The organism is Flavobacterium anhuiense (assembly GCF_004151235.1).
Lineage (GTDB): Bacteria > Bacteroidota > Bacteroidia > Flavobacteriales > Flavobacteriaceae > Flavobacterium > Flavobacterium anhuiense_A.
Map to the genome: position 1 here is coordinate 426911 of NZ_JUIV01000001.1, position 22503 is coordinate 449413.

Here is a 22503-nt window from a genome sequence, read left to right on the forward strand (position 1 = left end):
TTACTTCTTTCGCGGTAGCCCGCTCCATTTTAGCTTAGTTAATCAATTATCGTCAAATTTCAGGTCAAGTGTTTCTTACTTCAAATCTTTTGGGTAGAACTAGAAGCACAATTATCTAAATTTTAAAAATTAAAAAAAATGAAAACAAAAGAATTATTAAAAATCAGTTTACGTCAAAATGCTATTTTCATTCCGTCAGAAATGATTGCGAATGACGTTAAAAATTTATCAGGAACAACTTCAGTTTTGTTAGCCAATGTTTCTAAACTTGGATTTACATTTTCTGAGTCATTGCTTCACGCTTTAAACAACGTAAATCCAAAATATAAAATTGAGGTTTTAGAAGTTTTGAGAGAAGTTCTAGGGATAGATAAAAACTGGACACCATTGGTAAAAGAATGGAATGTACCAACAAATGAATCTGTTGTAGATCATATTATCACTCTTTTCGGAAATATTTTCCAGAATAAAAACGGAACAACTTTACAATGCGGTCATATTATCCCAGATAATACTTTTCCATTAGAAAGATACAATGGTTGTCCGTTCTGCGGAACTCCATTTGAATTTGGTAAACTGGAAAATATCGGACAAGGAAGCAAATTAAAAATATTGGAATTATGGTCAGAAAAAGATTTAAATGATTTCTATATATCGTTATTGCAATCAAAAACCGCTTTAGACGCTACTCAGGTAGATAGTTTAAAAATGGCGATGCAATATTTGCCTTTACCAAAAACCGAAGTGGCAATGAAGGAAACTTTAATGTTGGTTATTGATCTTTTGATCGAAAATGGTAAAGAAGCCGAAGCGTCTCAGTTTTTGAAAACGCCTACAGATATCTTACGATACTTGTGGTATAAAAACACAGGAATGCTTCAGATTATTGAGCCAAAAACGATTATTAAAAGAACATCAAAAAATGCACAGCATTTCTACAATGTTTTAGATACAAGCGTTCAGGCGAGAATTGCATCTCAAAAAGATTTGAAACTAAAATATTCCCGAAAAGAGTGTTTAATGGTCGCAAACTGGTTGAACAATATGAACATGGATGTTGAAGCTATGTGCGAAACGATGCATCCAAAAAGAGGAATGTGGGTTCGTTTTATCCGAGCGTTGCGTTTGGCAGAATACAGCAAAAGAAAAGGGTTTGAGAAATTGAACTTTTTAATGGATGTATTCTACAACCAAGTCTATGATGTTTGGCAAAGCAAAGTAGATTCGTCAAGATTGAAATTTGATGCAGATAAAACATTTGCATTGTTGAAACAGCGTCCAGGATTATTTGCCCGTTCGTTATTTTCGAATATGCTTTGGTTTGGAGCAGAGGAAACTATTGCTCATTTTGAGGAAATCATCGATAAAGTTCCGGCTCGATTGGTGTTTACATTAAATATGTATGCTCAAAATTATTTTGATAAAAACATGCAGAGAAGTGTGAAACCTTTGGGTGGAACAAACAAACGAATTGAAGCAAATGCTTTATTGAAGTTATACGAAGATTTTCAGTTGGAGGCGATGAAAAATCAAATCGAAGAATTGTGTCTTTTGGCCATGAAAAAACGATTTGCGAAAATTGTGAACACCAACAAAACAATCTATATCGATCCGCAATTGTTTAATATTCCGGTTTCTATAGGAGATCGAAGCGAAACTGTTCAGGATTTGCCAGTTGCTTTAATGGGAACACGTTTCCCAGTTAAAGGTAACGAAGTGCGATTGTTTATGCAATGGGGTAAAGATCTTCCTGCACAACATTTGGATATGGATTTGAGCTGTCATATTGCCTATGAAGATCGTTCAGATATTTGTTCTTTCAGCCGATTGACGACTACAGGTTGTCAGCATAGCGGTGATATCCGAAGCATTCCGAATAAAATTGGAACAGCCGAATATATCAACATCAACATCGACGAATTGGCGAAAGCCAAAGCCAAATTTGTAACTTTTACTTGCAACGCGTACAGCAACGGAAGTATTACGCCAAATCTGGTTGTAGGTTGGATGAACAGCAAACACCCGATGAAAATTTCGGAGAAAACTGGTGTAGCATACGATCCGTCGTGTGTAGATCATCAGGTTCGTGTGACGCAGAATGTTGCCAAAGGTTTGGTTTTTGGAGTGTTGGATGTAGCCAAAAGAGAAATCGTTTGGTTGGAAATGACTTTCGGAGGTCAGGTGGTAGGTGGTTTGGATTTCAAAGGAGTTCAGGCGTTGTTGTCAAAACTAAACAGCAAATTGAATATAGGAAGTTTGTTACAGCTTAAAGCAGGAGCTCAAGGTTTAACAATCACCGAAAATGAAATCGCTGATGAGGTTTATACAGCGCAATGGGCGATGAACCCAGCGGTTGTGACGCAATTGTTGGTGGATTAAGTTGCAAAGGTTCATAGTAACAAAGTGACAAAGGTTTTAATATTTCACGCAGATTTAAAAAGATTTTAGCAGATTAGCGCAGATTATTTATCAAAAAAAAACTTTTAGATCTGCTTAAATCTGCAAAATCTGCGTGAAACAAAATCTACGCAAAATAACTGCGTACTAATATTAAACCTTTGCACCTATGAACCTCTGTCCCGATAGCTATCGGGATTGCCCTTAAAAAAGAAAAAAAATGAAAACACAAATAAACGGTACAGATATATTAGAATTAGGATTCCCAGAAGGAAAAATAATCGGGATTGCCTTAAAAATAAACAGCAAAAGAAACGGATTCACAAGAGACGAAATGATTGCTAATTTCAAAAACGTCATAGAAACTCCGGAAAATTATATAGACGATAAAATCTTTAGCAAATTGGCTGTGGCTTTAATCGAAAAATCGAATGAAAAACCAGAAGATTTCATTGCTTTAAATGAAAATCCAAATGCGTATTCCGCTTACGGATTAGATCATATTGAAGACGGAGCCAGAAAACAAATGGAAGTTGCCATGAAACTGCCTGTGACGGTTGCCGGAGCTTTAATGCCAGACGCGCACCAAGGTTACGGATTACCGATTGGCGGCGTTTTAGCGACTAAAAACGCCATTATTCCGTATGGAGTTGGTGTTGATATTGGATGTAGAATGGCGTTGTCGGTTTACGATATACCAGAAGATTTTTATTTTGAAAACGAAGCCAAATTCAAAAAAGAATTAATCGCAAATTCTATTTTTGGAGCAGGTCACGGATTTCACGGTCAGTACAAATCAGATCATGCGGTTTTGGAAAATGAAACTTTCAATATGAATCCGTTTGTGAAGAACTTGAAAGATAAAGCTTGGTCGCAATTAGGATCTTCGGGTGGTGGAAATCACTTTGTGGAATTCGGAATCATGGAATTTGCACAAGACGATGCGGTTTTGAATATCCCAAGAGGAAAATACGTCGCTTTGTTAACGCATTCTGGTTCACGCGGAATGGGAGCAACCATTGCTGGACATTATACTAAAATTGCCAAAGACGAATGCAGACTTCCAGAAGTAGCCAAAAACTTAGCGTATTTAGATATGAATTCACAATTAGGTCAAGAATATTGGCTGGCGATGAATTTGGCGGGAGATTACGCTTCGGCTTGTCACGAGATTATCCATAACAAAATGGAACGCGCTTTGGGTGCGACGATTTTAGCCAAAGTCGAAAACCACCATAATTTTGCCTGGAAAGAAACCTGGAACGGCGAAGAAGTGATCGTGCATAGAAAAGGAGCAACCCCAGCAGGAAAAGGCGTTATGGGAATCATTCCGGGAAGTATGACCGCACCAGGATTTTTGGTGAGAGGAAAAGGCGAGGAGAACGCCATAAATTCGGCTTCGCATGGAGCAGGAAGACAAATGAGCAGAACCCAAGCTATAAAAAACATTACGCAAACTGAAATGAAATCGATCTTGAGAGATCATGGCGTTACGCTTATCGGAGCAGGTCTAGACGAAGCCCCAATGGCGTATAAAGATATCAATCAGGTGATGGAAGCGCAGAAAGATTTAGTGGATGTTGTGGCGAAGTTTACACCGAAATTGGTTAGAATGGCTGATGATGGAAGCAAGGAGGACTAGTGGTCAGTGGTCAGTTTTTTAGTGTTCAGTGTAGAGACGCATTTTTAGTGTTCAGTCGCGGTCACAGTATTCAGTGTAGAGATGCAATGCAGTGCGTCTAACGCTTTGTGGTGATTTTAACCGCAAAGTTCGCTAAGATTTACGCAAGGTTCGCAAAGGTTTTTCCTCATTTTATGTCATTTCGACGAAGGAGAAATCTCCACAAGTAGCTCCACAACGTGACTCTAATCTTTGTGGAGTTTCTCGCGAAGATTTCTCCTAACGTCGAAATGACAAACTTTGTGGTTACTTTGACTGTAAATAATTTTTCACGCAGATTTAAAAAGATTTAAGCAGATGCTCGCAGATTATTTATAAAATTATTTTAAATCTGCTAGAATCTGCAAAATCTGCGTGAAACAAAAAACTTAGCGACTCTGCGCCTTTGCGAGATTAATAAAATAATAACCAACACAAAGAATAAAAAAAACTTTGTGTCTTAGTGCCTTCGTGGCAAAAACAGAAAACATGAAAACATATATAGACATAGGAATCAACCTAACCAACAAACAATTCCAAAACGACATAGACGATGTCGTACAAGACGCGCTCGACGCCGACGTATCGCAAATGATACTCACGGGCACCAGCGTACGAAATAGCGAAGAATCGGCAAAGATTGCGAGGCAGTATCCGGGCGTGTTGTACGCTACGGCGGGCATACATCCGCATGATGCGAAGAGTTTCGATGCGCAGAGTATTTCGAAACTCAGGAAATTATTAGAACTGAAACACGTGGTTTCCGTTGGCGAATGCGGACTCGATTTTGATCGTGACTTTTCGCCCCGAAACAAACAGGAAGAATGTTACAAAGCCCAGCTCGAATTGGCGATTGAAGTACAGAAACCGTTGTTTTTGCACGAAAGAAGCGCTTTTAATTCTTTTATGAATATTACCAAAGATTATTTACCGCAATTGCCAAAAGCCGTTGTGCATTGTTTTACAGGAACGTTGCAAGAAGCCAAAACTTATCTCGATAACGGATTTTATCTGGGTTTTACGGGAGCGATTTCAGATGCCAAACGTTTCAGTCCTTTAAAAGAAGTTATTCAGTACGTACCGCTCGACCGAATGATGATTGAAACCGATGCGCCGTTTATGCTTCCTAAAAATGTCCCGAACAGCCTTTTGAAGAAATATCACGAACGCCGTTGCGAACCTGCTTTTCTGCCGTATGTTGCCGGAACAATTGCACAGTTTAAAGGAATTACTTTGGATAAAATAGCAGAGGAAACGACTAGGAATTCTAAAAGCTTTTTTGGGATTTAAAATTTAATTGTAAGGATTATTTGTTGGCTTTTAAATCAGGTGTTTGTACTTGGTTTGAGGGTTTTTTGTTTATATATATTTGGATGAAATGTAGATTTGAAATTTTATGGAAAACCGTAATGTTTTCTTTGATGTGCAATCTATATTTACATCCTAACTTGGACTTGTAATTGTAAAAAAAAATATATGAAAAGAATAAAATCTTTAGAGGTTAAAAATTCTCCTTTTTATGAGGATTTTAAAATTTATTTTGATGAAAAAATGAATTGTATAATGGGAGGAAGAGGAACTGGTAAATCAACAATACTTTATTTTCTAAAATCAGCTTTAAGTTTAGACTTTTCTAAAAATAAAACTATCGAGATTTTAAAAAGTAATTTAGGAAATGGTGAAATAATTGTAGAAATGGAATCAATCGATGGTTCTTTATATAGGATTATTAAAACTCTTAATGAAGAGCCACAGCCATTTAAGCTTCCAAACCAAGATTTTATTTCTTTGGCAAGAATATTTGATGAAATCGAATGTGATTTTTACGAAACAAACCAAATTGAAAAAATAGGTAGGTCACCAGAGGATAGATTATCATTAATTGATAAAAAGGTAAGTAGCGATTTATATGAATTAAAAAAAGCAATTACTAAGTCACAAATTGATTTGGATGCAAATGCACAAGATTTAAAAATATTTACTTATAGAATCAATCAAATTATAGATTCTATTTCTCAATACAATAATTTGGAGCAAGAAATTGAAGAATTAAAAAAGAATGAACCTATAGGTATTGCGCCAGAAGAAAAAATTGAATTTGAGAACGCAGATATTAATGAGAAAAAAAGAACTGATGAAAAAAGATTTTTTCATAAAGCAACACATGTATTTAGTGATTTGCAAAATCAAATTCTATTATTTACTAAGGATTTAGATGAAAATTTTGCAAATGCGTTACTTAATCAAGAAAATTTTTTTAATAGAGATTTGATAAATGATAAAGTAAAAGAAATTGAAGGTAATAATAATCAAATATATAATAAGCTTGAAGAAATTAATGCTTTATTGATGCAAAACGCTAAAGTTTTAAATTCTAATTACAATGAAGTAATCCAAATTCATGAAAGGCAACAAGCAGAGTTTGTTACATTAAAGCAAAAGTTTGATAAAAATAGAGATTATTTTAATAGATATAATGTTCTTACTAATAGACTTAAAGAAAGAGAAACTTTAGAACAAGAAATCAAAGAAAGACAAGTAAGAAAAAACAGACTTGTCGTGGAAAGAAAACAATTAGTTGATAAGTTTAATGCAATTAAAAATGACATTTTTAGACTAAGATTATCAGCAATTAAAGAAATTAATGAAATGCTTAAAGGAGATGTAATGATAACTTTAAAATTTTCAGGAATAATGGATGTGTTTGAAGAAAGTTTAAGAGAAGCTTTAAGAGGTTCTGGACTAAAATACAATGAATTAGTAAATCGAATAGTAGAAACATTTAAGCCAGATCAATTTGCAAAGATTATTCACGATAAAGATGTTGAAAATTTAAAGATAATCACTGGTATTGATGAAAGTAGATCTATAGCTTTAATACAGGCTCTACATGATACAGATGAAATTTATATAATTGAAAGTCTTTATTGCAATGATTTGCCCGACTTTAAATTAAAAATTGAAGGAGATATTTTAAAAGAGAATTACAAAAATTCCGATGAATTGTCGATGGGACAAAGATGTACAACAGTCTTGCCAATAATATTTACTGTTTCCGATAATCCATTAATCATTGATCAACCTGAAGATAATCTCGATAATAAATATATCAGTGAAAAAATACATAGTATTATAAAAGATCAAAAGGAAAACAGACAATTACTTTTTATCACTCATAACCCTAACATACCTGTCCTATCTGATTCAGAGTATAATTTATTTTTAAACTATGAAAATAAAATGTCTAAAAAATTGAAAGAAGGAAATGTTGACGATGTTAAAGATGATATTTTAAAAATATTAGAAGGGGGAGAAAATGCATTTAAAAAACGAAAAGAAAAATATAATTTAGATTATGGAGTATAATGAAGCTAGTAAAAAGGAATTATTAGCTTCATTGTTAACTGATGCTTTTTCAAATGGTTCAGTTGATACATCTAAAACAGAAGCAATATCTTTTCAGTTAAGAACAATTCCGGAACATGATAAAATTAAATTTCATGATTTTGTAAAGGATTATTTAAATCTATGCTTTATCAATCAAATTGAACAAGAAAATATTAAGATTGAAGATTTTCAAGTAAATGAAGAGGGAGCAATAAATGATATATCTGAAGCTGAGTTAATAACAGAAAAAATCGAAACGTCGAAATCTTTGGTTTCATTTACAGATTTGTTTGAAAAAATTAAAACTGAATTGAAAGATTATTTTATTAACTACAAAGGTTATTTCATAACTGAATTAATAAATGACAGAGCTTTTAGCTATAATTTAGTTTTCTTTTTTGAAGATAATTATCATGTTTCTCCTTTAAAAACGAGAGTCAAAAATAAATTTGTAGATTATGAGTGCGAATTTATAAAGATTGACATTTCAAAAAAGATGGATTTAAATCCGGATAGTAATTACATATGTATCTTTTTATTAATGTCGAAGATGAATAATAAAGAGGACTTGAGATTACTTAATGAAAACATAAAAGAATTTGTTGAAAGTTTTCAAGAATTTTTTTATCATTCTATAACTGGAAAAGATCAGGTATTATTATGTCAAAATACTAATCGTCGAGATGATTTTGTCGATGAAATTGATATAGTATTGTCTACATACATATCAAATGGAAAAATTAATTTTGAGGAAGAAAAAATTATAAAAAAATTATGTGCAAACTTTAAGTCTCCCTTAATATTTTATAAAATTTTAAGTGGGGGATTTAGTGGCTCTAAAGTATTAGAAATAAGACCGAAGAAAAACAACAATTTTGACAATGATAAAATTTATATAATTAAGTATGGATATCTAAGTGATGGAAAAATTAAGGAAGAAAAGGCAAATTTTAGTGAATTTATAAAAGGTAGTAAAGGATTCTTAAACTACACTGATGCGAGTTACGAAAAAACTTTGCATTATGAAGGTATATTATACAATTATGCGATTTCAGAAAATAGCAAAACCTCATATTCATTTAATGATATATTGAATAAAACTGACTTACCATATAATGATTTATTATTTAAAAGAGCTATTTTAGACAAACTATTCAATGAAAATGAAGCTTTTATTAATTGGAGAGAAGATTATAATGAAACTAAAAGTAGTCGAACAGGAGATTTATATATAACATTTGTTAGTAGAGATAAAATTGAAAAATCTTTAAGTTATATTCTTAATGATGATATAAAAAGCAAAGAAATGTTAGATGATTTTGATAAGATTTCAAATTTTCAAATGACATATAATGAAACGGTTTGTCATGGAGATTTACACACTGATAATTTTTTTATAGATGATGAGCAGAATGTCTATCTTATTGATTTTGGATTTACAAATAGAAGACATTCGATTTTAGATTATACATCATTAGAATGTTCTCTAAAATTTAAGCATTTTCCATTTTATCTAGAAAGCAGAGAATTAATTGAAATAGAAAGCGAATTACTTTTGGAAAGAACATTTGAAAGAACACATCAATTTGTTAGTACAAAAAGAACAGATGTAGTAGAATATTTAAATATGATCAGTACAATCAGAAATAACTCAATAAAAGATTTATATAATAAGGCTGAAACAATTGAGTATTATATTTCTTTATATTTGATGACTATTAGACAAATTAGATATCCAAATATGAATCAGCTATACGCTTGTCATTCTGCTAAGATTTTAGGAGATTATATTGTAAAATCTCTTTCATTATGATTTTTGGAATTATTTTTCTGTAAGTAAAAACTTATTTTTGAAAAGAAAACCATATCTTTGTTATCGACAAAACATTTTATCGGTAACAGAGAACTTTGAAACTTTATAAGTTAACATAAGCGAAGCCCTCATTCACGTTGCTGGAGCTAGTGATAGCCCTAATCTCATTCGATAAGAATGTTTTGTCACAACCGAAGATGAGGGTTTCGTGCGTTTAATATTTTCAGAAAAATGACAAAAGAAAATCAAAAACCAACACATCGTGATGTAGTGCCATCCGTAATTAATTTCCTTTCAGACGAATTGTTTGAGGGAGATTACAAAGAACAGCCCCTGTATTTGCAGGAAATCTTCGAGCTATTAATGCATACAGAGTTTGGCGACGATATCAATTTAAGGCAAAAAATACTGAGCTGTTTAAGAACCAGCAGAAATCTGGCAGAAACGTTATCGCCATTTTCAGAGAAACAGATTTATAAAGCTTGTGCTAGTAATAGATAAAGTCTTTCAATAAAAAGTTAAATCCCGACAATTGGTATTGTCGGGATTTTGTTATAAAAAATATATTTTCAGTATGTTTTGTTAAATTAATCTAAAATATACTACATTTGTATCTGTAATTAATAATAGAAAAAAATACATATGAAATTTTCATCAAGCCAATTTTTTGAACCTTTAGCGGGAAATTTTCCAGCTAATAGCTCAGGATGCGTATGTATTTTTATGAAATTATGATCTAGAATTTAGAGTCAAACTCATCATAGAATAGAAAAGCGTCCTCATTTTAGGACGCTTTTTTTGTTTTAAAGCTTTTCGATTTCGCTTAAAAAGCACTTCGATTTTGCTCAGTGTGACAAAAGTGAACAACAAAATGATAAAGAAAACAAACCAGAACTAAAAAAACTAAAAAAATATTTAACCAAAATGTTTAATGATTAATAAAAATAGAGAGATATAGTCTTGGAAAGTAATCTGATGAGTAACAGTCATTTGATACAAAAGTGAGATCTGCACCAGTTTGCGGACAGGAATTTCTTTACTTTTATTTTGGGTTTAACTAATTGATAATCAGAAAATTATTCTTAAAAAATATTTGGAAATATGAATTTTTCCATCATATCTTTGCCAAACAAATTTGAAACAAAGCGTTTCAGAAAACAACAACAACAACAATTAAAAAATAAATAAAATGAGTTTTAAATTATACATACACAACCCAGGATTAGTAGCCGCGGCTTCGGACCGTGAATGCTTTTACATGTCGGTGCATCAATATAGGCAATAGGATAGTTATATCGTATTTGTTATGAAGCACCTTTAATCGGGTGCTTTTTTTGTGACTATTTGTTAGCCACGAAGGCACAAAGGCGCTAAGATTTAAGAAAAGATAAAAAAGAAAAACTTTGTGTCTTAGCGCCTTAGCGGCAAGAGAAAGAAATACGCAAAATAACTGCGCAGAACAATTGTAATATTTGTTCATGAAAGAATAAAAATGAAGTAAAAAAATAGGAACCGTTAGTAGTAAGTACTAACAGTTTAAGTTTAACAATAAAAAATTTAAGGATGAATCAAGAAATAGGATTTACGTCGGACCATAGTGGTCAAACAGATAAACTAGAGACAAGTGAACTGTCGTTTGCCTCAATTAAAAAGAAAGATTTGGAACTGATTAACCTATGGAAGGAGAGGGTGAATTTTAGGGAAATTATATATATCATTTAGAGATATTTCTCTCTGGTAAAGCAAGGGTGCTTTTTAACTTTTGTGATATTGGATTTCCCAGAAAACCTTCGATTTCCTGAGATTCCCATGAATTGCAAAAAAAAAAATGCCATGCAAAACAATACACTAGAAAAATACAAAAAAGCAATTAGAAAAAAATACGAGATAGAAAAAGAAGGTAAATACTTTGATTATTTGTACAAGCCTTCTCGTGGAAAACTTCGTGATTTGTGCTGGTTGATTTTCGAAAACAACCCAACAAAGGATGACTTGAACGTCTTCAGCAACCTATTGGGCTTAGATTTCGATCATAGCAAAAAGAATAAGTTTAAGGAGAAAAAGGATAAGTTCAGACCTATCGAAACTTTCTTCAAAGGAGAGACAGATCCGTCAAACATTGATGCTATAAACATGGCAGCTATTTTGGTCGATTTTGAACCACGTCCTTTTAAAAAGTTCTACGAAATGTCTAAAACTGAAGAAATAAAACCAGTTAAACGGATGGAGAAAGCTAAAGCAGTTTTTGAAAAAAAGAAATCTGCTAAAAAGGAGAAGCCTGAAAAAAAGTCTAAGAAAAGAAGTTTCTTTCTAGATTTAAAAAGCATGTTTTTCTAAGGGTTTTGCCACGAAGGCGCTAGGACACAAAGTTTTTAGCCATAGATTAAAGGATTAAAAAGATTAAAAAAAATCTCCGAGATCTGCTGAATCTGCGAGAAACAAATCTTAGCGTTGCTTTGCGTAAACCTTAGCGCTTCTTGCGGTTAAAAAATCTAGCAAAGTCGCAAAGTTTTTAGCCACAGATTATAAGGATTAAAAAGATTATTTAAAAAAATCTGCTTCAATCTGTTAGATCTGCGTGAAACAAATCTGAGCGCTCTTTGTAGTTAAAAAAAGCAATTATTAAAAAATTAAAAAAATGAAAACAACAGATAAAATTATTATTATCGATTTAGAAGCCACATGTTGGCAAGGCGCAGTCCCGAGGGGACAGCAGAATGAAATTATTGAAATAGGTTTGGCGGTCTTAGATATTGAGACGGGAGAAATTTCGAAGAACAAAGGAATTTTAATTAAACCACAACGTTCTCATGTTAGTCCGTTTTGTACTGAACTGACGACTATTACCCAAGATTTACTCGATAAAAACGGAGTGAGTTTTGAAGAGGCTGTTGGTTTGCTAATCGACGAATACAATCCAGATTTGTACACTTGGGCAAGTTACGGACAGTACGATTTGAATATGCTGACAAAACAATGTAAATCTTTTGGTATTCCGTATCCGATGGGAGAGGAGCATATCAATGTAAAAGAGCATTTTGCCGAAAAGTTTGGCTTGGTTAAACCAACAGGAATGAACGGCGCGCTTGCATTGCTGAATATTCCGCTAGAAGGAACACATCATCGCGGAATTGATGATGCTAAAAACATCGCTAAAATCTTGCATTGGTGCTTGAAAAACTAGAATGGTTTAAATCCACTCTCCAGCTGCATTATAATCATCTGGAAGATAAGTGAGATATTGAACCATTCGCGGTTTTTCACCTTTATTTGGTGTCGCACAATGCGGAAGCGCTTGATGCCAAATGATAAAATCTCCTGCTTCTCCTATAATTGGCTTTGCTTGCAATGTCTGCAATGCTTTCTCTCTTGGTTTTTCATGAGGTTCGAGTTCGTCGAGCCATTGATCGATTTGATTATGAAAACCTGCAACGCAATTAAAAGCGCCATCATCTGGTCCGCAATCGGTTAAATAAAGCAAACCCTGAAGGCCAAAAGGCATAGGTTTTTTCAAACTCATATCCCAATGAAGTGGACTTCCCAGAAAATTAAAATTCTCTGTTTCAGGCGGATTAAAACTTACCTTATCTATCGTTTTGTAAATTTTAGTGGTTTTATAAAGCTGTTCGTATGCTTTTTTAATTCTTGGAGAAAGGCGGTTTCGGTTTAAGGTTTCGTGATCAGAAAAATTAAGCATTAATCCTTTTTGATTTTCATGACGATCATACCAGCTTTCTTTGTTATTAGGATCCATTTTTAGATATTCCCAAATGGCTTTTTGAGTATCTTCGCAGTCTTCTTTTGAGATAGCATTTTTAACGATTACATAACCATTTTGGTTCCAAAATTCTAAATCTTGTTCAGATAACACGTTTTCAATTAAATCTTCAGTTTCAATAGCAATACTTCGTTTTCTGTTATTGACCCATGTTTTAAAAGAATCAAAATCTGGTTTTTCTGAATATAAAAATTGTAAAGTATCCTCCATACCGATGCCTAATTGGTACAAGGTTTTAATTTCGTTGTTCCAGTTTGAATTGCTTAAATCTGCATTTTGTGGTTCAACAGCACGTTTCCATAATGATTCAAGAATATTCCAAGGCATAGTTCTCTGTTTAGGATAAATCAAAAATACAGGTTTTAGGGTTCTGTATTCAAAGTAGAAATACTTGTTTTTTCTAGAGGAGCAATAACTTTTAGAAAAAAGAAATTCGTGTAAATTAGTGCAATTCGTGGCAAAAAAAATATGTCTAGCTTAGACTGTTGATGATTAACAAAAAAAAACGGCTGTCATTTGACAGCCGCTTTCGTTTGGTTATATTATTCTGATTTATTAATTGTTTCCGTAGATTTTAGCGTAAAGATCTTTATAAATCTCTTTAATAATTTTACGTTTTAGTTTTAAAGTCGGAGTAAGCTGTCCGCCATCAATAGACCAAACATCTGGAGTAAGTTCAAAACGTTTTACTTGTTCCCAGTGTCCAAATTTTTTGTTGATGCCTTCCACTTCTTCATCGATGCGCTTAATTACATCTGGATTGGCACTAATTTCGGCATCGCTGCTTCCTAAAGTAATTTTATGGATTTTTGCCCATTCTTTTACAAATTCAAAGTTTGGCTGAATAAAAGCTCCAGGCATTTTCTCGCCTTCGCCAATAACCATAATCTGCTCAATAAAACGAGATTGTTTCATAGCATTTTCGATCATTTGCGGAGCAATGTATTTACCGCCAGAAGTTTTGAACATTTCTTTTTTACGATCTGTAATTTTTAAGAAACCTTCACTGTCAATCTCTCCAATATCTCCTGTATGGAAATAATCATCTTGTAAAGCTTCTGCTGTTTTTTCAGGATCTTTGTAATAACCTAACATCACATTAGGACCTTTTATTAAAATTTCTCCGTCTTCGGCAATTTTAACTTCTACATTACGAATTGGTTTTCCAACGGTTCCAATTTTAAAGCCTTTATTTCTTTGGTCGTTTACGGCAATTACTGGAGAAGTTTCAGTTAAACCGTAACCTTCCATAACCGGAATTTCTGCAGCAGCAAAAACTCTCGTCAAACGTGGCTGTAAAGCGGCACTTCCAGAAACCATCAAATCTAAATTTCCGCCCAAACCTTCTTTCCATTTGCTGAAAATCAATTTGCGGGCAATTTTTAACTGAAATTCATACCAAGCGCCATTTGCTCCGTATGGTTCATATTTTAAACCTAAATCGATAGCCCAGAAAAACAGTTTTTTCTTGATGCCTGTCAATTCTGCTCCTTTAGCATAAATTTTATCGTAAACTTTTTCTAAAAGTCTTGGAACAGCTGTAATTACAGTTGGACGAACTTCTTTTAAGTTATCACTGATTTTGTCAATAGATTCTCCAAAATAAACCGAAACGCCATAATATTGATAGATGTACAAAATCATTCTTTCAAAAATATGGCAGATAGGCAAGAAGCTCAATGCAGTACTTTTTCCTGGATCAAACGGAATTCTTGGTGAACTGTCTAAAACATTTGATACAATATTTTTGTGCGAAAGCATAACTCCTTTTGGTCTTCCTGTTGTTCCAGAAGTATAAATGATTGTGGCTAAATCATCAGTTTTGATGCTGTCTTTTCTAGCTTCAACTTCATTTTGATTGCTATCATCTTCACCTAAAACCAATAAATCTGACCAATGTTTGCATCCTGGAATTTCATTAAAAGAATACACTTCTTTCAACGTAGGCACATTGGCTTTAATAGCATTTACTTTCTGCAAAACTTCTTCATCAGAAACAAAGCAATAAATACTGCCGCTGTGGTTTAAAATATATTCGTAATCTTCTTCTGCAATTGTTGGATAAATAGGAACATTCTGCGCACCAGTCTGCAAAATGCCAATATCCATTATATTCCACTCGGTACGATTATTTGAACTAATTAAAGCAATTTTATCATCTTTCTGAACGCCCATACGCAATAATGCTCTCGAAATAGCATTTGCTTTTGCAATATATTCCTCGCTAGATGTTTTTTCCCAGACTCCATTTTTTTTGGTTGCAAGAGCAACTGGAAGGTTGTAAGTTTCTTGTTGATAATAGGGAAAATCAAAAAGGCGTGTGATTGAAACCATGTTTAATATATTGAATTTGATTGCAAATTAAATAAAATTTAGGTATGATTTTTTATTTAATGAAATTTTATGGGAAAATTTATAGAGACTATTAAAAATCAACGAAAACGTTTTCTTTTTGATAGGAATTTTTATCAAAAATGAAGAAATATTTAATGGCTAAGCAAATTTGTATAGGCTATTGAACGTTATAATCCACGTATTCTTTTACTCTTTCTCCCATTAAAAACATTTTTTTCTTGGCAAAATGAATAGAAAATTGAGAATAATACCATTCTTCACTGTCGTTTGGTCTATACCAGAAGGTGTAAGATGCGCTATTGAATCCTTCTTTGAATACAGGAACGCCTTCTTCTGTGCATTCTATTCCCCAATTGATTTTTTGTTTGCTTAAATCTTCAGCCTGAATAAAACCTGTTCCGTCTGGATTTAAAACTGTAATAGGCTGTTTTTGGTTTAGCGGAGCATAAGTTCCAGGAACTGGATAACCGATTGTAGTAGTAATGTATCGTTCCTTAGAATTGTGAGTAATTTGATCTACGTGAACTTGCGAATGTGATGTTGTAACAGCAAAGAATAAGCTGAAAATAAAAAGTAATTTTAAAAATTTCATTCTATGTAGGTTTAAGTGTTTTTGGGCTGAAAAAAATCTGTCGAGCTGATTTCTTTCGGCGAATATAATCCAATTTTTTAATAGAATTATAGCTTAAAAATACAAGAATGAAATTTTTATATTTTATTTGTTTTAGGTAAGTTTTTACTCCGTAGAAAACTGATTTTCGAGTAATTTTTCTTTAAAATCAGATCTGAAAGTGTAGGCAAAAGTAACCATCAGCGCACGCGTGTCTGATTTGTTGGTTCTGTGATTGCTAAACAATAGGGTATTGTTTTTATAACCGCTTTCTAAAGTGTTGAACATATCGGTGACAACCAAACCTAATCTAGCATTTCCTTTTCCTAATTTCTGTTGAAATCCCATATCAACATTATAAATCGGAATTCTTTTTCCTTGCGGAGTGGCAACAGCCGAATTATAATTTCCAATAATCTGAAGTTTTCCGCCTTTCCACGGAACAAAATTATTGATTACTTTTCCGTACCAGCTGAAAGCGCTGCTTACAACATCTTGTGCCTGCGGTAAATTGTCTGCATTGATGTTTTGCTGAAAAGCGGTCAAACTGATATTTGCGTCATAAAAGCCTACTGGTTTGAGAGTGAAAATGGTTTCTAAACCATACGTGACAGTGCTTCCAATGTTTTGTGGCTGAAGTAAAACCACTCCATTATCTAAAAGCTGTGCATATTGTCTAATGGCATCAGTTGCATTTCTGTAAAAGGCATTGGTGGAGAAAGAATAATTTTTCCAGTTTTTATTATAGCTCATTTCTGCAATATGAATGATCTCCGGTTTTAAGTACGGATTTCCTCCATGCGGATTCAATGCATCGGTAATATCAATAAACGGATTTAAATCATCGAGATCAGGACGATTAATTCGTTTGCTGTATCCTAATTTGATAAATTCATCAGATTTTAAATTCAACTGTAAAGAAGCCGACGGAAAGAATTTCAAGTAGTCATTGCTGAATCGGTCACTATTATTTTGTGTTGCTCCAGTATTGGAAACATTTTCTGCACGCAAACCTAAATTGTATTTCCATTTTGGGTTTTCGCTATCGCCAATATAAGAATTCATCAAACCGTAAACGGCATTTATCTGTTCGTTAAATTTAAAAGTATTACTCGCCAACGGATTTACGACATATTCTCCATTGATCATATCGGCGCTTTCAAAATCTGAATTAAAAAACCTGAAAGTTCCTTTGTAGCCCGTTTCTATAATCGATTTTTCTGAAACTGGAAAAGTATAATTTACAATTGCATTAGAAATATTTTGATTTTCGTAATTGTGCGTTCGCTGTAATTGAGCGTCGCCAATCTGCTGCTGATATTCATCGTAATTGTAAGTGTCAATATCGGTATTTTCTCTATGTTTCCCGAAAGAAGAAGTGATAGAGGTATTTAAATTTTTACGGTCATCATCAAATTTACGGTCATAAGTAAAAGCAAGTTCACCGACTTTTGAGCGTTCCAACTCTAAAGAATGTCTTCTATTATTTGAGAAAAACGCATTGGAACTTGTGTTAACCTGAGTATATAAAGTTTCATCATTGTCTTGAGTTTCAATATTTCCTAATGCTTCAAAAGAAAAGCTGTTTTTTTCATTTGGAGAAAAATCAATATTTAATTTCAAATTCTGCAGACCTTCAGTTCGTTCATCATTTCTATTTTGATGAATATAATGCTCATCATCAATGAAATAGTTTGTTCGGTCAGCATTTATTTTCTTCGTTCTTCCAGCAAAACGATTATCATATCCTAAACCAAAATTCCATTTTTCAGTTTTGTGATTGAAAAGAACAGAGCTATTGATTCTCCCTTTTGCTCCAAAACCTGCACCTAAAGCGACAGCGCCATTTGTACCGCTTAGATTGTTCTTTTTAAGTTTTATATTAATAATACCGCTTTCGGCATTGGCATCATATTTTGCTGTCGGACTTGTAATGACTTCAATGCTTTCAATACTGCTCGCCGCAATTTGATCCATGTTGGTAATGGCAGAATTTTTCCCGTTTATTAAAATCATGGGCGATTTCCCTCTTAAGGTAATTCCGCCTTCTGCATCAACTGCAACAGTCGGAATACTTTTTAGCATATCTGTAGCGGTTCCGCCAGTTTGCGAAATATTCGATGAAGCATTAAAAACAAAACCTTCATTGGTTTTCTGAATCTGTTTTTTCTGTGAGTTTACAACAACGGTATTAAGTTGGTTTGCATCTTCTTGCAAAGTAATTGTGCCAAGTGGAATTAGAGTGCCTGTATATTTTATTTTTTTGGTATTCGTTTTAAAGCCTATTAATTTAAACTGAAGCATATAATCTCCTGGAGTTATATTTTCTAAAGAGAAATTCCCTGAAACATCTGTTACGGCATAATTAGCAGTTTTTGTTGAGTCGGCAACATTTTTTAATATAACATCAACAAACTCTATTGGAGCTTTTCCGTCTGTGACTGTTCCTTGCAGCGAAGGGTTTTTTTGACCAAATGAGACATGGCTTATAATGAATAAAAGAATCGGAAGGTAAATTTTTTGTATCATTTTTTTCATGAGACAAAGATATTTACCAATATGTTTATGCTTGCTTAAGCTGTCTTAAGATACTATTAAATTAATCTTAGAATAGTTTTAAATAGTTTTTTTACACAAAGTTTGTCATTCCGAGGAACGAGGAATCTCCGTAAGTAGCTCCATACAGAAAAGTTGCCAATCTTTGTGGAGTTTCTTGTGGAGATTCCTCGTTCCTCGGAATGACAAGATTGAGGGGAAGCTATAAAAAAAAGCGCCCGATAAATTCGGGCGCTTTTGGTAAAAATATATTTCTTAGTTTTTCTCAATCCATTTTCTGGCATTAACAAAAGCTTCGTGCCAAGGCGTAACCTCGTCGTTTCTGTCTTTTGGATAATGTGCCCAGTTCCATTGGAAAGTTGAACGCTCAATGTGAGGCATCATTACCAAATGTCTTCCTGTTTTGTCACACATCATAGCAGTGTTGTAATCTGAACCGTTAGGGTTTGCAGGATAACCTTCGTAAGCATATTTAGAAACAATGTTATAGTTTTCTTCTGCTAAAGGCAATTTGAATTTGCCTTCTCCGTGAGAAACCCAAACTCCTAAAGTACTTCCAGCAAGAGTTGACAACATAACTGAATTGTTTTCTTGAACAGTTACAGAAGTAAAGATACTTTCGTGTTTCTGGCTCTCGTTATGAAGCATTTTTCCGTGAACTTCGTGCTCTGGATTAATTACTTCCAATTCCATAAACAATTGGCATCCGTTACAGATTCCGACAGAAAGCGTATCTTCTCTTTTGAAGAAATTATCTAAAGCTGTTTTTGCTTTTTCGTTGTATAAGAAAGCTCCAGCCCAACCTTTAGCAGAACCTAAAACGTCAGAGTTAGAGAATCCACCAACAGCTCCAATAAACTGAATATCTTCAAGCGTTTCACGACCAGAAATTAAGTCTGTCATGTGAACGTCTTTTACATCAAAACCTGCCAAGTACATAGCATTTGCCATTTCACGCTCAGAATTGCTTCCTTTTTCACGAATAATAGCCGCTTTTGGTCTTGGTTTAGAATTGTCGATTTCTGGTTTTTTTCCTGTAAAGTGTGCTGGGAAAGTATAATTTAAAACCTGATTTTTATAGTTTTCAAAACGTGCTTGAGCTCTTCCGTTTTTAGATTGTTTTTGATCCAATAAATAAGAAGTTTCAAACCAAACGTCTCTATAAGTTGGGATGTCCAATTTCCAATTTCCAACTTCTAAAGTAGCTGTAGAAGTTACAGAACCGATTTTGAAGAATTCGATGTTGTTTGCTTTTAATTTAGCTTCAACAGCAGAATCTGATTTAGCTTGGAATACAATTCCGATGTTTTCTGCGAAAAGGATTTTCAATAAGTCTTTTTCCGCGAAAGCACTGAAATCAATTTTAGCTCCAAGATTTACATCTGCAAAACACAATTCTAATAAAGTAGTGATTAAACCACCGCTTCCGATATCGTGACCTGCTAAAATTTGGTTTTCACCAATTAATTCTTGAATCGTATTAAATGCATTTTTGAAGAAAGAAGCGTCTTTAATTGTAGATGTTTCGTTTCCGATTGTATTTCTGATTTGTGCAAAAGATGAACCTCCAAGTTTGAAATCATCCTGAGACAAATTGATATAATAGATTGAATCTCCGTTCTTCTGTAAAACAGGCTCCACTACTTTTCTAATATCGGTACAGTTTCCAGCAGCCGAAATAATAACTGTTCCAGGAGCAATTACTTCGTCGTTTGGATATTTTTGTTTCATCGAAAGTGAATCTTTTCCTGTCGGAATATTGATTCCCAATTCGATTGCAAATTCTGAACAACCTTCAACAGCAGCATATAAACGAGCGTCTTCACCTTCGTTTTTACAAGCCCACATCCAGTTTGCAGATAATGAAATTCCTTTTAACTGGTCTTTAATTGGAGCCCAGATAATGTTTGATAATGATTCTGCAATAGCATTTCTAGATCCAGCAACCGGATCAATCAAAGCTGCAATAGGAGCGTGCCCGATAGAAGTTGCAATTCCTTCTTTTCCTAAATAATCCAAGGCCATAACGCCGACATTATTCAAAGGCAATTGTAACGGACCTGCATTTTGTTGTTTCGCCACTTTTCCTCCAACACAACGGTCAACTTTGTTTGTTAACCAGTCTTTTGAAGCAACAGCCTCTAAACGTAAAACGTCTTTTAAATAGTTTTCGAAATCTGCAGCGTTGTAAGCAACTTCAGCATATTTTCTATCAACTGTATTATCAGTCATAACCGTTTTTGGAGAACTTCCGAAGAAATCTTCTAAAGCATAATCCATCGGTTTTGAACCGTTAGTTTTTGATTGGAAAGTAAAACGATGATCTCCCGTTACATCCCCAACTTCATACATTGGAGAACGCTCTCTGTCAGCAATTCTTTGTAAGGTATCGATATCTTTTTGACCAATAACCAATCCCATTCTTTCTTGAGATTCGTTACCGATAATTTCTTTTGCAGAAAGTGTTGGATCTCCAATAGGCAATTTGTCTAAATCGATCAAACCTCCAGTTTCTTCAACTAACTCAGAAAGACAGTTTAAGTGTCCTCCGGCTCCATGATCGTGAATAGAAACAATTGGGTTATTGTCGCTTTCTACTAAACCACGAATCGCGTTTGCAGCACGTTTTTGCATTTCTGGATTTGAACGCTGAATCGCATTTAATTCGATTCCTGAACCGAAAGCTCCTGTATCTGCAGAAGAAACCGCAGCACCACCCATTCCGATTCTATAGTTTTCACCTCCAAGAATTACGATTTTATCGCCTTCTTTTGGTTTGTGTTTGATAGATTGATCTAATTTTCCGTAACCAATTCCACCTGCTTGCATGATTACTTTATCGTAACCAATTTTACGGTTTTCTTCTTCGTGTTCGAAAGTTAAAACAGAACCTGTAATAAGCGGCTGACCGAATTTATTTCCGAAATCAGAAGCTCCGTTTGAAGCTTTGATCAAAATATCCATTGGCGTTTGGTACAACCATTTTCTTTCTTCAACTGCATTTTCCCATTTTCTATCATCGTTCAAACGAGAATATGAAGTCATATAAACTGCTGTTCCAGCTAATGGCAACGATCCTTGACCTCCAGCCAAACGGTCACGAATTTCTCCTCCAGATCCTGTTGCAGCACCGTTGAAAGGCTCCACTGTTGTTGGGAAATTGTGTGTTTCTGCTTTTAATGAGATTACAGAATCGAATTCTTTTATTTCGTAAAAATCAGGTTTATCAGCCGATTTTGGTGCAAATTGCTGCACTTTTGGTCCTTTTACAAAAGCAACGTTGTCTTTATAAGCAGAAACAATATCGTTAGGATTTTCCTGAGATGTTTTTTTGATTAATTTGAAAAGAGAAGTTTCTTTTTCTTCTCCGTCGATTACAAATGTTCCGTTGAAAATTTTGTGACGGCAGTGCTCTGAGTTTGCTTGTGAGAAAGCAAAAATCTCTGAGTCAGTTAATTTTCTTCCTAGTTTAGTTGAAAGATTGTTTAAGTATTCTACTTCTTCTTCGCTTAAAGCTAAACCTTCCACTTTGTTGTAAGCAGCAATATCATCAATTTCTAGAATTGGTTCTGGCTGAATGTTGATAGTGAAGATTTCTTGATCTAATTCGTTGAATTTTTGAGAAAGCATTGGGTCAAAATCCGTGAAATCTTCCGTTGCAGGATGAAATTCTTCGATTCTGATAATGCCAGAAATTCCCATGTTTTGAGTAATTTCTACAGCATTTGTACTCCAAGGTGTGATCATAGTGGCGCGTGGACCAACAAAAAATCCTGTCAATGCAGATTTTTCGATCTTGTTTGCGTCGGCAAAAAGCCAGTTTAATTTTGAAATGTCTTGAGCTGAAATTTCGTTTTGCGTTTGTACGGCAAAAACAGTTTTGCTTTGGTTTTCAAAGAAATGGATCATTTGTGTAGTTTGTTGTATTGAGCTGCAAATTTAATGTA

The 22503-nt window shown here is 33.9% G+C and carries 13 protein-coding genes; 8 read left to right on the forward strand and 5 right to left on the reverse strand.

The window, feature by feature from the left end; all coding sequences use genetic code 11:
- The first annotated feature begins 138 nt into the window (after positions 1-138).
- The 8 genes from NU08_RS01825 (at position 139) to NU08_RS01860 (ending at position 12441) form a co-directional block, all read left to right on the forward strand.
- Positions 139-2379, forward strand: coding sequence for a hypothetical protein (locus NU08_RS01825; RefSeq protein WP_129745581.1), 2241 nt, complete (start codon positions 139-141; stop codon positions 2377-2379).
- 238 nt (positions 2380-2617) lie between these two features.
- Positions 2618-4039 (forward strand): RtcB family protein, encoded by a 1422-nt coding sequence (locus NU08_RS01830; RefSeq protein ID WP_129745583.1) that lies wholly within the window; start codon positions 2618-2620, stop codon positions 4037-4039.
- Positions 4040-4546: 507 nt separating this feature from the next.
- Positions 4547-5347: a TatD family hydrolase gene (locus tag NU08_RS01835; protein ID WP_129745766.1), complete on the forward strand. Its 801-nt coding sequence runs from the start codon at positions 4547-4549 to the stop codon at positions 5345-5347.
- 186 nt (positions 5348-5533) lie between these two features.
- Positions 5534-7423 (forward strand): AAA family ATPase, encoded by a 1890-nt coding sequence (locus tag NU08_RS01840; RefSeq protein WP_129745585.1) that lies wholly within the window; start codon positions 5534-5536, stop codon positions 7421-7423.
- Positions 7413-9257, forward strand: coding sequence for a phosphotransferase (locus NU08_RS01845; protein ID WP_129745587.1), 1845 nt, complete (start codon positions 7413-7415; stop codon positions 9255-9257). The genes NU08_RS01840 and NU08_RS01845 overlap by 11 nt, the downstream gene beginning before the upstream one ends.
- Positions 9258-9488: 231 nt before the next feature.
- Complete coding sequence (locus tag NU08_RS01850; RefSeq protein ID WP_129745589.1) at positions 9489-9758, forward strand: hypothetical protein; 270 nt, start codon at positions 9489-9491, stop codon at positions 9756-9758.
- Between the two features lie 1332 nt (positions 9759-11090).
- Positions 11091-11594 (forward strand): hypothetical protein, encoded by a 504-nt coding sequence (locus NU08_RS01855; RefSeq protein WP_129745591.1) that lies wholly within the window; start codon positions 11091-11093, stop codon positions 11592-11594.
- A 301-nt stretch (positions 11595-11895) separates the two neighbouring features.
- Complete coding sequence (locus tag NU08_RS01860; RefSeq protein ID WP_129745593.1) at positions 11896-12441, forward strand: 3'-5' exonuclease; 546 nt, start codon at positions 11896-11898, stop codon at positions 12439-12441.
- Between the two features lie 6 nt (positions 12442-12447).
- On the opposite strand, the gene NU08_RS01865 is transcribed toward NU08_RS01860, so the two are convergent.
- From NU08_RS01865 to purL, 5 genes are all read right to left on the reverse strand, one after another.
- Positions 12448-13362: a phytanoyl-CoA dioxygenase family protein gene (locus NU08_RS01865; RefSeq protein WP_129745595.1), complete on the reverse strand. Its 915-nt coding sequence runs from the start codon at positions 13360-13362 to the stop codon at positions 12448-12450.
- A 228-nt stretch (positions 13363-13590) separates the two neighbouring features.
- The gene (locus NU08_RS01870; protein WP_129745596.1) at positions 13591-15369 is read right to left on the reverse strand and encodes an AMP-dependent synthetase/ligase; all 1779 of its coding nucleotides are present in this window, start codon (positions 15367-15369) and stop codon (positions 13591-13593) included.
- A 178-nt stretch (positions 15370-15547) separates the two neighbouring features.
- Positions 15548-15982 (reverse strand): hypothetical protein, encoded by a 435-nt coding sequence (locus tag NU08_RS01875; RefSeq protein ID WP_129745597.1) that lies wholly within the window; start codon positions 15980-15982, stop codon positions 15548-15550.
- 144 nt (positions 15983-16126) lie between these two features.
- Complete coding sequence (locus tag NU08_RS01880) at positions 16127-18538, reverse strand: TonB-dependent receptor domain-containing protein (RefSeq protein ID WP_129745598.1); 2412 nt, start codon at positions 18536-18538, stop codon at positions 16127-16129.
- Between the two features lie 273 nt (positions 18539-18811).
- Positions 18812-22465, reverse strand: a complete 3654-nt coding sequence (gene purL / locus NU08_RS01885) for a phosphoribosylformylglycinamidine synthase (protein ID WP_129745599.1) — start codon at positions 22463-22465, stop codon at positions 18812-18814.
- Positions 22466-22503 lie beyond the last annotated feature (38 nt).

Bases quoted from the DNA above. Each gene is read 5' to 3' on its own strand.
- NU08_RS01830 (WP_129745583.1), top strand. From the start codon at position 2,618: ATGAAAACACAAATAAACGGTACAGATATATTAGAATTAGGATTCCCA.
- NU08_RS01855 (WP_129745591.1), top strand. From the start codon at position 11,091: ATGCAAAACAATACACTAGAAAAATACAAAAAAGCAATTAGAAAAAAA.
- NU08_RS01875 (WP_129745597.1), bottom strand. From the start codon at position 15,982: ATGAAATTTTTAAAATTACTTTTTATTTTCAGCTTATTCTTTGCTGTT.
- NU08_RS01845 (WP_129745587.1), top strand. From the start codon at position 7,413: ATGGAGTATAATGAAGCTAGTAAAAAGGAATTATTAGCTTCATTGTTA.
- NU08_RS01880 (WP_129745598.1), bottom strand. From the start codon at position 18,538: ATGAAAAAAATGATACAAAAAATTTACCTTCCGATTCTTTTATTCATT.
- purL (WP_129745599.1), bottom strand. From the start codon at position 22,465: ATGATCCATTTCTTTGAAAACCAAAGCAAAACTGTTTTTGCCGTACAA.
- NU08_RS01825 (WP_129745581.1), top strand. From the start codon at position 139: ATGAAAACAAAAGAATTATTAAAAATCAGTTTACGTCAAAATGCTATT.
- NU08_RS01860 (WP_129745593.1), top strand. From the start codon at position 11,896: ATGAAAACAACAGATAAAATTATTATTATCGATTTAGAAGCCACATGT.
- NU08_RS01870 (WP_129745596.1), bottom strand. From the start codon at position 15,369: ATGGTTTCAATCACACGCCTTTTTGATTTTCCCTATTATCAACAAGAA.
- NU08_RS01850 (WP_129745589.1), top strand. From the start codon at position 9,489: ATGACAAAAGAAAATCAAAAACCAACACATCGTGATGTAGTGCCATCC.
- NU08_RS01865 (WP_129745595.1), bottom strand. From the start codon at position 13,362: ATGCCTTGGAATATTCTTGAATCATTATGGAAACGTGCTGTTGAACCA.
- NU08_RS01835 (WP_129745766.1), top strand. From the start codon at position 4,547: ATGAAAACATATATAGACATAGGAATCAACCTAACCAACAAACAATTC.
- NU08_RS01840 (WP_129745585.1), top strand. From the start codon at position 5,534: ATGAAAAGAATAAAATCTTTAGAGGTTAAAAATTCTCCTTTTTATGAG.